The sequence below is a fragment of the Enterobacter sp. MGH 4 genome (genome assembly GCF_000534735.1).
In the GTDB taxonomy this organism is placed as follows: domain Bacteria; phylum Pseudomonadota; class Gammaproteobacteria; order Enterobacterales; family Enterobacteriaceae; genus Enterobacter; species Enterobacter intestinihominis.
The window spans coordinates 80,884-94,391 of the sequence record NZ_KI973296.1; the positions used below are offsets into that span (position 1 = coordinate 80,884).

Annotated in this window: 12 protein-coding genes; 5 read left to right on the top strand and 7 right to left on the bottom strand. The window is 57.7% G+C overall.

Annotated features, from left to right (window positions below):
* Positions 1-89: 89 nt before the first annotated feature.
* The 6 genes from uvrD to lptM form a co-directional block, all read right to left on the bottom strand.
* Entirely contained in the window at positions 90-2,252 is a 2,163-nt protein-coding gene (gene uvrD, locus L350_RS04070; protein WP_017383586.1) for a DNA helicase II, read from the bottom strand.
* A gap of 74 nt (positions 2,253-2,326) precedes the next feature.
* Complete coding sequence (yigB, locus tag L350_RS04065) at positions 2,327-3,043, bottom strand: 5-amino-6-(5-phospho-D-ribitylamino)uracil phosphatase YigB (protein WP_022646664.1); 717 nt, start codon at positions 3,041-3,043, stop codon at positions 2,327-2,329.
* The gene (gene xerC, locus L350_RS04060; protein ID WP_022646663.1) at positions 3,043-3,945 is read right to left on the bottom strand and encodes a tyrosine recombinase XerC; all 903 of its coding nucleotides are present in this window, start codon (positions 3,943-3,945) and stop codon (positions 3,043-3,045) included. The genes yigB and xerC overlap by 1 nt, the downstream gene beginning before the upstream one ends.
* Complete coding sequence (locus L350_RS04055; protein ID WP_023295731.1) at positions 3,942-4,649, bottom strand: DUF484 domain-containing protein; 708 nt, start codon at positions 4,647-4,649, stop codon at positions 3,942-3,944. The genes xerC and L350_RS04055 overlap by 4 nt, the downstream gene beginning before the upstream one ends.
* On the bottom strand, positions 4,646-5,470 hold the full coding sequence (dapF, locus tag L350_RS04050) for a diaminopimelate epimerase (RefSeq protein WP_023299045.1): 825 nt from the start codon (positions 5,468-5,470) through the stop codon (positions 4,646-4,648). Before dapF ends, L350_RS04055 begins: the two co-directional genes overlap by 4 nt.
* Before the next feature lie 35 nt (positions 5,471-5,505).
* Positions 5,506-5,709 carry an LPS translocon maturation chaperone LptM gene (gene lptM / locus L350_RS04045; RefSeq protein WP_003860815.1) on the bottom strand — a complete coding sequence of 68 codons (204 nt, stop codon included), beginning with the start codon at positions 5,707-5,709 and terminating at the stop codon, positions 5,506-5,508.
* A gap of 135 nt (positions 5,710-5,844) precedes the next feature.
* On the opposite strand from lptM, the gene cyaY reads away from it, so the two are divergent.
* Positions 5,845-6,165, top strand: coding sequence for an iron donor protein CyaY (gene cyaY, locus L350_RS04040; protein ID WP_032626549.1), 321 nt, complete (start codon positions 5,845-5,847; stop codon positions 6,163-6,165).
* 137 nt (positions 6,166-6,302) lie between these two features.
* On the opposite strand, the gene cyaA is transcribed toward cyaY, so the two are convergent.
* The gene (gene cyaA, locus L350_RS04035) at positions 6,303-8,846 is read right to left on the bottom strand and encodes a class I adenylate cyclase (RefSeq protein ID WP_032626550.1); all 2,544 of its coding nucleotides are present in this window, start codon (positions 8,844-8,846) and stop codon (positions 6,303-6,305) included.
* Between the two features lie 349 nt (positions 8,847-9,195).
* Here cyaA and hemC point away from each other — a divergent pair, with 349 nt between their 5' ends.
* From hemC to hemY, 4 genes are read left to right on the top strand one after another with little or no spacing between them, the layout of a single operon-like run.
* On the top strand, positions 9,196-10,137 hold the full coding sequence (gene hemC / locus L350_RS04030; protein ID WP_023305227.1) for a hydroxymethylbilane synthase: 942 nt from the start codon (positions 9,196-9,198) through the stop codon (positions 10,135-10,137).
* Entirely contained in the window at positions 10,134-10,874 is a 741-nt protein-coding gene (gene hemD / locus L350_RS04025) for a uroporphyrinogen-III synthase (RefSeq protein WP_023299041.1), read from the top strand. Before hemC ends, hemD begins: the two co-directional genes overlap by 4 nt.
* Positions 10,875-10,894: 20 nt before the next feature.
* Positions 10,895-12,088, top strand: coding sequence for a uroporphyrinogen-III C-methyltransferase (gene hemX, locus L350_RS04020; protein ID WP_022646657.1), 1,194 nt, complete (start codon positions 10,895-10,897; stop codon positions 12,086-12,088).
* 2 nt (positions 12,089-12,090) lie between these two features.
* A complete protein-coding gene (gene hemY, locus L350_RS04015; RefSeq protein WP_032622057.1) occupies positions 12,091-13,290 on the top strand; it encodes a protoheme IX biogenesis protein HemY in 1,200 nt (399 codons plus the stop codon).
* Positions 13,291-13,508 lie beyond the last annotated feature (218 nt).

A 13,508-nucleotide genomic window follows, 5' to 3' on the forward strand; every position in this document is an offset into this window, starting at 1 on the left:
AACACGCAACGGAACGCTGAAGGGCATTAATTGACCTTCAACGTATAAGGCTAGCAGATTATTACAAAATAGTGATATTTTTCTGAAAGTTACACACTTTCCAGCTTGGCATAGGCTGCCACCAGCCATTTGATCCCCTGCCCCTGGAACGCGACCTGCAAACGGCTGTGCTCGCCGCTGCCTTCCAGATTGACGATGGTGCCTTCGCCAAACTTCGAGTGGCGCACGCGCTGGCCCAGCTTGTATCCGGTATCGGTTTCCGAGATTGGCGAGCCCATACGCTGATGACTGACCGGACGGCTGATGCTTGCGCGCAGGCGCACCTCTTCCACACACTCTTCCGGCAGTTCGCCGATAAAGCGCGACGGACGGTGATACACCTCTTTCCCGTACAGGCGGCGGGTTTCCGCGTAGGTCAGGGTCAGTTTCTGCATCGCACGGGTCACACCCACGTAGGCCAGACGACGCTCCTCTTCCAGACGCCCGCCTTCATCCAGCGACATCTGGCTCGGGAACATCCCCTCTTCCATCCCGACGATGAACACCTGCGGGAACTCCAGACCTTTCGCGGAGTGCAGGGTCATCAGCTGAACCGCATCCTGCCAGGTATCGGCCTGCCCTTCCCCCGCCTCCAGCGCGGCGTGAGAGAGGAATGCCTGCAACGGCATCAGGTCTTCGTCTTCTTCGTTGTAGCTGAACTGTCGCGTTGCCGTCACCAGCTCCTCTAAGTTCTCAATACGAGTCTGGCCCTTCTCGCCTTTTTCCTGCTCGTACATGGTGCGCAGGCCGGAATCTTTGATTACCCGGTCAGTCTGGACGTGCAGCGGCATGTCGGCCGTTTCCTGCGCCAGCGCGTCGATTAACTCCAGGAAGCGCTGCAATGCGCTGGCGGCGCGCCCGGCGAGGGCTTTTTCCTGTAACAGCTCGCGGCATGCCTGCCATAGCGTGAGCTGACGATCGCGCGAGGCCTGACGCACCACGTCCAGCGTACGATCGCCGATGCCACGCGTCGGCGTGTTCACCACGCGCTCAAACGCCGCATCGTCGTTACGGTTGGCAATCAGACGCAAATACGAGAGCGCATCTTTGATCTCCTGACGTTCGAAGAAGCGCATACCGCCATAAATTCGGTACGGCATGCTCACCTGCAACAGCGCCTCTTCCAGCACGCGCGACTGGGCGTTGCTGCGATAGAGAATGGCACACTGCTCCAGCGCACCGCCGTTCTCCTGCCAGGTTTTAATGCGGTTCACCACGAAGCGGGCTTCGTCGAGCTCGTTGAAGGCGCAGTAAATCGAAATCGGTTCGCCGTCGACGCCATCGGTCCACAGCTTTTTACCCAGGCGCCCGTTGTTGTTCTCAATCAGGGCGTTGGCCGCGCTCAGTATGTTGCTGGTAGAACGGTAGTTCTGCTCCAGACGGATGGTTTGCGCGCCGGGGAAATCGTTGAGAAAGCGCTGGATGTTCTCCACCTGCGCGCCGCGCCAGCCGTAGATGGACTGATCGTCATCGCCCACGATCATCACCTTGCCGGTATCCCCGGCCAGCAGGCGGATCCACGCGTACTGAATGTTGTTGGTATCCTGGAATTCGTCCACCAGAATGTTGGTGAAGCGTTCACGGTAGTGTTGCAGGATATGTGGTTTGTTGAGCCACAGCTCGTGGGCGCGAAGCAGCAGTTCGGCGAAATCCACCAGACCGGCGCGATCGCACGCTTCCTGATAGGCCTTGTAGACGTTCTGCCAGGTCTGCTCAACCGGGTTACCGAAGCTTTGAATGTGGTGCGGACGCAGCCCTTCGTCTTTCTGACCGTTGATGTACCACATCGCCTGACGCGGCGGCCACTGCTTCTCGTCGAGGTTCATCGCCTTGATCAGACGTTTCAGTAAGCGCAGCTGATCTTCGCTGTCGAGGATCTGGAAATCCTGCGGCAGGTTAGCGTCCATATGGTGCGCGCGCAGCAGACGGTGCGCCAGGCCGTGGAAGGTGCCAACCCACATGCCGCCCTGGCTGGTGCCCATTAGCTGTGCGATACGGTGGCGCATCTCCGCCGCCGCCTTGTTGGTGAACGTCACGGCCATAATCGAGTACGGCGAGCAGTTCTCCACGCTCTGTAGCCAGGCGATACGGTGAACCAGCACGCGCGTCTTACCACTGCCCGCTCCAGCCAGTACCAGCAGGTTTGTACGCGAGGCGGCAACCGCGTCACGCTGTTTGTCATTAAGGCTGTCGAGCAGGTAAGAAACGTCCATTGGCACCGTCATGTCGGGCGGGCAAATGTTTCCATTCGCCAAAACCCTGTTAATTTATACAGAACAATTGATGATTATATCAGCGTCGTGAGGGATGCCAACCGTGAAATTTCCACGTGCGGCAGAAGACGGCTATCCGGGGTAGTCATCAGATCGGCATTTTCCGGCTTGATCCAGCAGGCCTGCATGCCGCAGCGGATCGCCCCGGCGACGTCCGTGGTCAGGTCGTCGCCCACGTGCAGGATCTCACCGAGCGGCAAATCCAGTTTTTCCGCCGCCAGATGATACATATCGTTGAACGGCTTCGAGCGTCCGTGCGGGCCCGCGCGCAGCACGAACTGAAAATAGTTCCCCAGACCAAACAGTTCAGGCTGAGCGTTGCCGTTGGTAATGGCGACCAGCGGCCACTTTTCGGCGAGCTTCGCCAGCGTGTCGTGGGTCTCCTGCGGCACGTCGATTCGGCTGCGCCATTTGGCGAAGTTTTCCATGGCCGCTTCAGCACCCATGGCCGCGTCCTGCGCGCTCAGGCCGGCATTGAGCATCGCCTGCTCAACCGCACGGCGGCGCCATTCGGTCACGTCATGGTAAATTTCCGGCTCGGTTTCCCGCAGGGACTGACGCAGCTTCTGGAACTCTTTGTTCTGGATCGCTTTCAGCGCAGGATGGTAGTTTTGCACAAACGCCAGCGACTCCTGCTCGGTACGCAGGATCACTGGGCGGTTGTCGTAAAGGGTGTCATCAAGATCAAACGTCAGGGCTGAGATCTGACCGAGTGGGCGGTAAAAACGCATTATTTCCCCCGTTTGGCGCGTGGATGCGCCGCGTCATACACCGAGGCAAGGTGTTGGAAGTCTAAGTGGGTATAGATTTGGGTGGTCGACAGATTCGCGTGACCAAGCAGCTCCTGTACGCCGCGCAGGTCGCCGCTTGATTCCAGCATGTGCGTCGCAAAAGAGTGGCGCAGCTTATGCGGGTGAACGTGGCTGTTCAGCCCCTGCTTAATGCCCCACTCCGCAAAGCGCTTCTGCACGTTACGCGCCGAGATCCGCTTGCCGAGCTTCGACAGGAACAGCGCATCCTCTTCCGCGCCAAACAGACCGCGCAGATCCAGCCAGTGCTCAATCCAGGAAACCGCATTGCGGCCGATCGGCAGGCGGCGCTCTTTGCTGCCTTTGCCCATCACCCACACTTCGCCAGATTCCAGATCGAGGTGCTTTAAGTCGAGGTTCACCAGCTCAGAAAGACGCAGGCCCGCGCCGTACATCACCTCCAGCATCGCGCGGTCGCGCACGGCCAGCGGATCGTTGAGATCGATATCCAGCAGGCGGTTTACGTCGTCGACGTCGATATTTTTCGGCAGATGACGCGGGGCCTTTGGCGTGGCGATCCCTTTTGCCGGGTTGGCTTTCAGACCGCCCTGACTGACCAGCCAGTCGAAGAAACTGCGCAGGGCAGAGAGCCGGAGCGCCAGGCTCGCCGGGCTTAAGTTTTTTTTACGGCTACGCACAACGAAGCCGCGAACCGTGGCGGCGTCACATTGTTGCCAGCTTTTCAGGCCGATTTCATCGGCAATCTGCATGATGGCATCAAGCTGACGCTGATAGTTGAGCAGCGTAATAGGGCTAAGCTGGCGTTCTACGCCAAGATAGCGCAGAAAACGGGTGACGTCAGTGGCGAGCAGTCCGTCCGTCATACGCGCTCAATCCAGCGCTCCAGCAGCTCAGGCAGCATCAGGGCGATCTCCTGCAACAGTTGCGTACCCTGCCCCTGTTCATAGTGATGCGCGTCGCGGCTGGTAAATAACATCACACCCAGGTCACCATCGCGCCCCATCAGCGACATCGCCACCGAGCCGATAGCTTTGGCTTCCGGCAGCACCACCAGCAGTTCTGGCCCGTTAAGCGGCCCCAGATAGTGGTGCTCATGGCCCAGACGTTGAATGCGCAGCGGTTCAAACGCCTGACGGCTCAGCGCTAGATGGGTAAACCCGGACGGCGCGCCAATGCGCCAGCGGTCGGGAAAGAGACGGATCGTCGCGCCTGCCAGCCCCAGCTCGCGCGCCCAGCGGTGGAAGCGGTTGAGGAACTCTTCGAGACTGTGCGCGGAAGCCAGACGCGCCTGAAGGTGCAGAAGACGATAGAACAGGCTTTCGTTATTGCTGGCCTGCTCCATCAGCAGCGTCATGTTCTCTTCGAGCTGATTGATGTGGTTGCGCGAGCGCGCCATGTGCCATTCAACCAGCGACACGGTCTCGCGAACCGGATGCGGCACGCGCATCCTTTCGACGACGCGTGCATTGCGGATAAAAAACTCAGGATTGTGCAGCAGGTAATCCACAACAGCGCTGTCATCCAGCTCCGTTACAGGTTCCCGCAGTTCTTCCCCTGGTTGCTTCATAGATGGATAAACCCGTCATAAACATGTGTCGCCGGGCCAGTCATGTACAGTGGATGACCCGCTCCTTTCCAGGCGATATCAAGACGCCCGCCCGGTAATTCCACGCGAACCTCTTCCGCCAGTAACCCCTGCGAGATACCGACGGCCACCGCCGCACAGGCACCGCTTCCGCAGGCCTGGGTTTCGCCCGCGCCGCGCTCGTAAACCCGCAGGCGAATGTGTTCACGCTTCACCACCTGCATGAAACCGATGTTCGCCCGCTCCGGGAAGCGCTCGTGGCTTTCCAGCACCGGGCCGAGCGTTTCAACCGCCGCGGTTTGCACATCATCTACCTGAATCACGCAGTGCGGGTTACCCATCGAGACGACGCCGCACAATACTGTCTGCTCGGCGGCACGCATAATATAGGTCTTTTCCGCTTTGTTGGCGCGAAACGGCACGGCAGCGGGTTCGAAGTTCGGCTCGCCCATGTTCACGCGCACCAGTTCGTCGTCGGTGACGCTGAGCACCATCCGGCCATTGGCGGTGCTGACGCGGATATCGCGCTTGTTGGTCAGCCCTTTCAGCCGAACAAAGCGGGCAAAACAGCGTGCGCCATTGCCGCACTGGGAAACTTCGCTGCCGTCGGCGTTAAAAATGCGATAGTGGAAGTCCAGGTCAGGATCGTAAGGCGGCTCCACCACCAGCAGCTGGTCAAACCCCACGCCCACGTGCCGATCCGCCAGACGACGGATCAGTTCCGGGGAGAAAAAGACATTCTGCGTTACCGCGTCGACGACCATAAAGTCGTTGCCAAGGCCATGCATTTTAGAGAACTGCATCATTTGCTCCATTGCGCGGGTACAGAACGTAATCGTCAGAGATTGACCTGAGTCGGGCCGCCGTTATTGCCGCGATCGTTGGTATCCGGCGTAGATGACTCGATACCACTTTGCACCGGTTTTGTCGGCGGTGGTGCGTTTTTATCCTCTGGCGGGAAGTACAGTGGTCCCTTCAGTCCACAGCCGGTCAGGCTAAACAGAGTGACAAGAACGACAAGCGTTCGGAAGACGTTTTTCATGTAGAGGTTGCCCGTAAGTTCAAATCTGTTTCTATCATCGCAGGAGAAGACACAAAAGCAAGAGTTTGCCGCTTTCCTGCAACGGGAATTATTTAGCGTTATACTGCCGCCATCACGAAAAACAGGAATAAAACCATGAACGACAGTGAATTTCATCGCCTTGCCGATACCCTGTGGATGACCATCGAAGAGCGTATCGACGAGTGGGACGGCGACAGCGATATCGATTGTGAAATCAACGGCGGGATCCTGACCTTAAGCTTCGAAAACGGCAGCAAGATTATTATTAACCGTCAGGAGCCGCTTCACCAGGTGTGGCTGGCGGCGAAACAGGGCGGCTATCACTTTGATCTAAAAGGTGACGAGTGGATCTGCGACCGCAGCGGCGAAACGTTCTGGGATCTGCTGGAGCAGGCGGCGACCGCGCAGGCGGGTGAGAACGTGAGTTTCAGGTAGTTTTGTTGCCCGGTGGCGGCTACGCCTTACCGGGCCTACAACGGCTCGAACCATAGTCCGGGTAAGCGTGAGCGCCAACCGCAACAGCAGCTCGGACCGTAGGCCGGGTAAGCGTTAGCGCCACCCGGCGAAAAGGGTCAGGAGAAATACTGCTGCAACAGCGGCGCAGTTTCCTGGTTAGCGGGCGCCGCAGGGGTAATCGCCTGCGTACGGAACGGGATCACCTGCGCTCGTCCATCCACATTCACAATCTGGTAGAACTGCGGCAGGTTGAAGTTGATAAAGCTTGAGCCGTAGGTAAAGCGATCGTGCGAGGATGAATAGAACCGGCTGACGTCGCGCACCAGCTCCTCTTTGCTGCCTTCACAGTGGTGATACACCTCGGCACGGTTGGTTTCATCCAGAATGTAGATATTAAACCCGGCGTTATCGCCCGACTCCTCGAAGAAGAACTGAATAATCCCTTCACTCGCAAAGCCATCCACCACCTGCGGCAGCTTAACGTGGTTGGTTTCCACCTGAACCGACAGGCCATGCAGTTTGTTGTGTGAAATCGCGCCGTAGAATTCAATGGCGTTCTCCAGCTTCTGCACCGACACGTTCAGGCGCTCAAAGAACAGCCCCCAGGTCTGGCCGGAGACGCGCAGCGCTTTAAAGCGTCCGGTTTCATTCCGGGTGCTGGAAAGACGCAATTCGATGCACTCAGACACCAGCTGCTGCACGCGGGTACGAATCAGGCCGCGAAGGTGCTGGCTGTAGCAGAACACCTCCACGCTGTCCGGCGGCGCGGCGTCCTGGTGCATCTTGCCGAGGATCGTTTTCAGCGCCTCGATCATCGCCTGCTCGCCGTTAAAGTGCAGGGTACGCACTTCGTTCCACGAGTTGCGGTACAGCAGATCCACGCTGCCCACCAGGCAGTTTTGCTGCTCACCGAAGCTAAAGACGTCCAGCTTACGGAAGTCAAAGTGAACCACCTGATTGCGGAAGGCCGCCGTCGGGTCGTATTCCAGGTTGACGATGATCGCCAGATGGCGAATCTCACACGGGCTGTAGAGCGCTTTTGGCGTCGGCGCAGGCAGACGCAGTGGGAAGTGGTGCGAGACATCCGCCACCATCTCCTGCAATTTGGCTAAATCGACCACCTCGTTGCCCTTGATAAACAACCGGGTGCGTGAGGTGAGAAGGCCGTTAAACCAGGCCCAGGCCACCAGCTTGTTAAGGTAGCGGTTATACTCCAGCGGCTGATGGCTGATGATCGAATCCATGCTTGGCGCACGGTTGTACAGATACCACCCGGTGCGGTTTGCGCGGCCCGGCGGCACGTAGATAAAGGTCAGATTCGGTTCAGACAGGTCAGGCGAAATCTGTGGGTTCACCAGCGTTACCTTGCCCGGCAACGCTTCAAACGCGGCGTACAGTTTACGGGTCAGCACCCCGATATCCTGTGGGCTGGCAGAAACGCTAAGGTTGTTACGGCGGGCAAAGCGGATCAGGTTGCGGTAGCTCTGCATCATCGCATCAAGCAGCTCGTTGTGCGCCTCGCGCACCTGATCGATTTTCCAGTTGGCGCGGTTGTCGAGCATGGCGAGACGCGCTTCGTCCCATCCCCACTCTTTGACTAACTGGCTGACCACTTCGCGGCGCCAGCCAACGCAGGCGCGCTCGCGGCTCAGTTTTTCACAGACTTTGAGATAGAAACATCGACGCACCAGGTCAAGACGCGTGGCGTCATCAATGGCCGTCAGGTATTCGGTGACGCGTTCCAGCATCATGCAGTAGGCATCAAGCCCGTAGGAGACGATCTCCCCGTCGTGCAGACGCTGCTTAATATCTTTCGCCAGCAGACGCGGGGTGGGGTATTCCCAGGAGTAGGCTTCCAGCAGCAGGGTTTTCAGCACCGCTTTGTAAGGTGAATCAATGCTCTTATAGAGCTGCCAGAGGCTTGCACCAAAGTACTCTTCGGCGGACAGGGAGCTCAGACCGCCCAGATCCAGCCACTCGTTTGGCGTCAGTACGCCCTGCGAGTAAAGCGACATGACGTAGTCGTCATAATTCTCTTCTTCATCGCACGGCACCATATTCCACAGAATACGTTTTCCGGCCAGGCGAACCGCAGTACGGTAAAACTCATCCAGCAACAGAATGTGCTGAGTCGAGCCGCAGTCTTCACCACCCAGACTGCCGCTTTCGTTATGGCGGAAACGGTTTTCATCAATCATGAAGAAGCTCACTTCCACGCCGAGCGACGCCGCCCAGCTCTCCAGCAGACTGCATTTACGCTGCAACAGCTGGCGCTCTTCATTGTCGAGCCAGGACTGATGGCAGACCCAGATATCCAGGTCAGAAGAACAACTTTGCCCAACCGATGACGTGCTGCCCATGGAGTAAACCCCGGTAATCGGCAGCTCGCCTTTCGGCGAAACCTGCGGCGGCATACCACGGTAAAGCTCAAGTTCAGTCAGATAGTGCTGTTGGGTTTCATCAGGCGTGAAGAGGCAAATGCCCTGGGGAACGTTACCATCGAGGTAACCCGGCATTAGCGGATGGTGATAGTGCAACAATGTCGGCAGTAGACTGTATACCTGCTGGAAAGCAGGGCCCATGGCAGCAAGCGCGCGATCCACACGCAATTGATTGATGGCATCCAGTCTCTGTTTCAGAGTCTCAATATAGAGGTACAAGACGTATCGCCTGATGTTTCCGGGTGTCGCACGCCAGTCAAAACAGAACAAGCAGCGGACCCGCAGTATTTCAAAAAATAACCGTTACCCTTTTTCGCCTTGTTGTTTTCTGGTGGTACAGACGAAAAAATGGTCTAAAACGTGATCAATTTAACACCTTGCCGGTTGACCGTAAAGAAAGATGCGCTACATACAAGTGTAGCACCGTTCTGTACGTGTAAATTCCTGAATACGGCGGTGGCTGACGCGAACGCCGCCCTGTCCCTCTCACTCTTCATCAACCGTAAAACTGCCATCCGAGTGTCAACAATGTTAGGATGGTTAGCGATTGATAATGACGGTAACAAGCATGTTAGACAATGTTTTGAGAATTGCCACACGCCAAAGTCCTCTTGCGCTCTGGCAGGCACATTATGTTAAGCAGCGCCTGGAAGCCTGCCACACCGGATTACGCGTTGAGCTGGTGCCAATGGTCACGCGTGGCGATGTCATTCTTGATACGCCGCTGGCCAAAGTGGGCGGAAAGGGTCTGTTTGTCAAAGAGCTGGAACTGGCATTGCTTGAGAACCGCGCCGATATCGCCGTGCATTCGATGAAGGATGTGCCCGTTGAGTTCCCGGAAGGGCTGGGGCTGGTGACCATCTGCGAGCGCGAGGATCCGCGCGATGCGTTTGTCTCTAATCGCTATGACTCGCTTGATGCGTTGCCGGCAGGCAGCGTGGTCGGCACGTCAAGTTTACGCCGCCAGTGTCAGCTGGCAGAACGTCGCCCGGATCTGGTGATTCGCTCGCTGCGTGGGAACGTCGGCACACGCCTTGGCAAGCTGGATAACGGCGACTACGATGCCATTATTCTTGCGGTTGCGGGCCTGAAACGCCTGGGGCTGGAAGAACGTATTCGCGTGGCGTTGCCGCCGGAGCTGTCGCTCCCCGCCGTCGGCCAGGGTGCCGTCGGCATTGAGTGTCGTCTGGATGATGCGCGTACTCAGGCACTGCTCGCGCCGCTGAATCATGACGATACCGCCGTTCGCGTAAAAGCCGAGCGCGCGATGAACACTCGCCTCGAAGGAGGCTGTCAGGTGCCAATTGGCAGCTATGCTGAATTAACTGACGGTGAGCTGTGGCTGCGTGCGCTGGTTGGCGCGCCGGACGGCTCGCAGATGGTTCGCGGTGAACGTCGCGGCAAGCCGCAGGATGCCGAGGCGCTTGGCGTATCGCTGGCGGAAGAGCTGCTGAATAACGGCGCGCGTGAAATTCTGGCTGAGGTCTATAACGGAGAGCCCCCTGCATGAGCATACTTGTCACCCGCCCTTCTCCCGCAGGAGAGCAGTTAGTGAGCCGTCTGCGCGCACTGGGGCAGGTGGCCTGGAGTTTTCCGTTGATTGAATTCTCCCCCGGTCGCGAGCTGCCTACGCTCGCTGACCAGATGCGTGCCTTGCAGGAAGGTGATCTGCTCTTTGCGCTATCGCAGCATGCCGTGGAATTTGCCCATGCGCAGCTGCAACAGCAGGGCGTTAACTGGCCCCACGCACCCCGCTATTTCGCCATCGGGCGCACCACGGCGCTGGCCTTACATACCGCGAGCGGAATCGATGTTCGTTACCCGTTAGATCGGGAAATCAGCGAAGTCTTGCTACAATTACCTGAATTACAAACTATTGCCGGAAAGCGTGCGCTCATTTTGCGCGGCAACGGTGGCCGCGAACTGCTGGGCGAGACGCTGCGCGAACGCGGCGCAGACGTGACGTTTGTGGAGTGCTATCAGCGCTGTGCGAAACACTATGATGGCGCGGAAGAAGCCATGCGCTGGCATGCGCGCGGCATTAATACGCTGGTGGTTACCAGCGGTGAAATGTTACAACAGCTTTGGTCGCTGATTCCGCTTTGGTATCGCGAAAACTGGTTACTCCGCTGTCGGCTTCTGGTCGTCAGCGAGCGTCTGGCGAACCACGCCCGGGAACTGGGCTGGCAGGATATTCGGATCGCTGATAACGCCGACAACGATGCGCTGCTGCGCGCATTACAATAACTCTCAAATGGGAAGCCATAATGACGGAACACGAAAAATCCTCCGCCGTGGTTGAAGAGACCAGGGAGACTGTGGACACCACGTCACAGCCAGAGACGACAGACAAAACCGTTGAGAAGAAAAACGGCAGCAATAAAACCAGCCTCACGCTGAGCGTGATTGCCATCGCGATTGCGCTGGCCGCAGGCGTGGGTCTCTACGGACTGGTGAAGAAACAAGGCACCAACCAGACGGCCACCAGCGACGCGCTGGTTAACCAAATCACCGCCCTACAGAAAGCGCAGGAGACGCAAAAAGCTGAGCTGGAAGGCGTGATCAAACAGCAGGCTGCCGCCCTCGCCGACGCGAACAGCAAACGTGAAGAGTTGACCAAACAGCTGAGCGAAGTGCAGGAGAAAGTCGCCACGATTTCGGGAACCGATGCCAAAACCTGGCTGCTCTCACAGGCCGATTTTCTGGTGAAGCTGGCCGGGCGCAAGCTCTGGAGCGATCAGGATGTCACCACCGCCGCCGCGCTGCTGAAAAGCGCCGACGCAAGCCTGGCCGATATGAACGATCCGAGCCTCATCAACGCACGCCGCGCTATTACGGAAGATATCGCCAGCCTGTCTGCGGTTTCTCAGGTCGACTACGACGGTATCATCCTTAAGGTAAATCAGCTCTCCAATCAGATTGATAACCTTCAGCTGGCCGATAACAACGACGATGACTCCCCGATGGATTCTGACGGCACCGAGCTGTCCAGCTCCCTGAGCGAATGGCGTATCAACCTGCAAAAGAGCTGGCAGAACTTTATGGACAGCTTTATTACCATTCGCCGCCGCGATGAAACCGCCGTGCCGCTGCTGGCACCGAACCAGGATGTTTATCTGCGCGAAAACATTCGCTCCCGCCTGCTGGTGGCTGCTCAGGCCGTACCGCGTCACCAGGAAGAGACCTACAAACAGGCGCTGGATAACGTTTCAACGTGGGTACGTGCTTACTACGATACCAATGACGCAACCACGACCGCGTTCCTGGAGGATATCGACAAGCTGAGCCAGCAAAACATCACCATGAACGTGCCGGACAAGCTGGAAAGCCAGCCGATTCTGGAGAAGATCATGCAGACGCGCGTGCGTAACCTGCTGGCCCAGCCGGGCGTTCCGGCAGAGCGCCCGGCTGAAGCACCTGCCGCCGCGCCAGCGCCTGAAAGCGCGCCGCAAGGAGAGTGATGATGCTAAAAGTCTTCTTACTCTTCATCCTGCTGATCGCCGGAATTGTACTGGGGCCGATGCTCGCGGGTCACCAGGGTTACGTATTGATCCAGACCGATAACTACAACGTCGAAACCAGCGTGACAGGGCTGGTGATCATCCTGATCCTGGGTGTGGTCGTCCTGCTGGCAGTGGAATGGATCCTGCGTCGGATTTTCCGTACCGGCGTTCACACGCGCGGCTGGTTCGTTGGCCGTAAGCGCCGTCGCGCCCGTAAGCAGACCGAGCAAGCGTTGCTGAAGCTGGCCGAAGGCGACTATCAGCAGGTTGAAAAGCTGATGTCGAAAAATGCCGACCATGCAGAACAGCCGGTTGTTAACTATCTGCTGGCCGCTGAGGCGGCACAACAGCGAGGCGATGAGGCCCGCGCCAATCAGCATCTTGAACGCGCATCTGAGCTCTCAACTAAGGATCCGATTCCGGTTGAGATCACCCGCGTTCGTCTGCAACTGGCGCGCAATGAAAACCATGCCGCACGTCACGGCGTTGACCGTCTGCTGGAAATTACCCCTCGTCATCCGGAAGTGCTGCGTCTTGCGGAGCAGGCATACATTCGGACCGGTGCCTGGGGTTCGCTGCTGGACATTATCCCTTCCATGGCGAAAGCCGACGTGGGCGATGATGAACATCGTGATGAACTTCAGCGTCTGGCCTGGATTGGCCTGATGGATCAGGCGCGCGCCGATCTTGGCAGCGACGGCCTGAAAACCTGGTGGAAAAACCAGAGCCGCAAAACGCGCCAGCAGGTTCCCCTTCAGGTGGCGATGGCAGAACATCTGATTGAGTGTGACGACCATGACACCGCGCAGGAGATCCTTCTCGACGGTCTCAAGCGACAGTATGATGACCGCCTGGTGATGGTCATCCCGCGTCTGAAAACCAACAATCCGGAACAAATAGAAAAAGCATTGCGCCAGCAGATCAAAACCGTGGGCGATCGCCCGCTGCTGTGGAGTACGCTGGGCCAGTCTTTGATGAAACACGGCGAGTGGCAGGAGGCGAGTCTCGCCTTCCGCGCAGCGCTGAAGCAACGCCCGGACGCATTTGATTACGCCTGGCTTGCTGATTCGCTGGACAAGCAGCACAAGCCGGAAGAGGCCGCAGCCATGCGGCGTGATGGGCTTCTGCTTACGCTACACAATAACGGAACGCAGCAGTAATTATCCAGGAGGCCAGATGGCCTCCTTTTTTGTACCCATAAAAAAACGCCTGCTATAAAAGCAGGCGTTAAAACAGGTCTGTAAGACAACATATTTGGTGCTTCACTCAACGTTATGTCCATGGTGTTTGATGAGGCCGAAGCGACATCTGTCAGTGGACGATAAGCACCGTAAACGGCTCTGCGTCATTCCTGAGTTTATGAGGCCGTAGGGCGAAC

Excerpts from the sequence above, each read along its gene's own strand:
- uvrD (WP_017383586.1), bottom strand. The coding sequence starts at position 2,252 with ATGGACGTTTCTTACCTGCTCGACAGCCTTAATGACAAACAGCGTGAC.
- yigB (WP_022646664.1), bottom strand. The coding sequence starts at position 3,043 with ATGCGTTTTTACCGCCCACTCGGTCAGATCTCAGCCCTGACGTTTGAT.
- xerC (WP_022646663.1), bottom strand. The coding sequence starts at position 3,945 with ATGACGGACGGACTGCTCGCCACTGACGTCACCCGTTTTCTGCGCTAT.
- L350_RS04055 (WP_023295731.1), bottom strand. The coding sequence starts at position 4,649 with ATGAAGCAACCAGGGGAAGAACTGCGGGAACCTGTAACGGAGCTGGAT.
- dapF (WP_023299045.1), bottom strand. The coding sequence starts at position 5,470 with ATGCAGTTCTCTAAAATGCATGGCCTTGGCAACGACTTTATGGTCGTC.
- lptM (WP_003860815.1), bottom strand. The coding sequence starts at position 5,709 with ATGAAAAACGTCTTCCGAACGCTTGTCGTTCTTGTCACTCTGTTTAGC.
- cyaY (WP_032626549.1), top strand. The coding sequence starts at position 5,845 with ATGAACGACAGTGAATTTCATCGCCTTGCCGATACCCTGTGGATGACC.
- hemC (WP_023305227.1), top strand. The coding sequence starts at position 9,196 with ATGTTAGACAATGTTTTGAGAATTGCCACACGCCAAAGTCCTCTTGCG.
- hemD (WP_023299041.1), top strand. The coding sequence starts at position 10,134 with ATGAGCATACTTGTCACCCGCCCTTCTCCCGCAGGAGAGCAGTTAGTG.
- hemX (WP_022646657.1), top strand. The coding sequence starts at position 10,895 with ATGACGGAACACGAAAAATCCTCCGCCGTGGTTGAAGAGACCAGGGAG.
- hemY (WP_032622057.1), top strand. The coding sequence starts at position 12,091 with ATGCTAAAAGTCTTCTTACTCTTCATCCTGCTGATCGCCGGAATTGTA.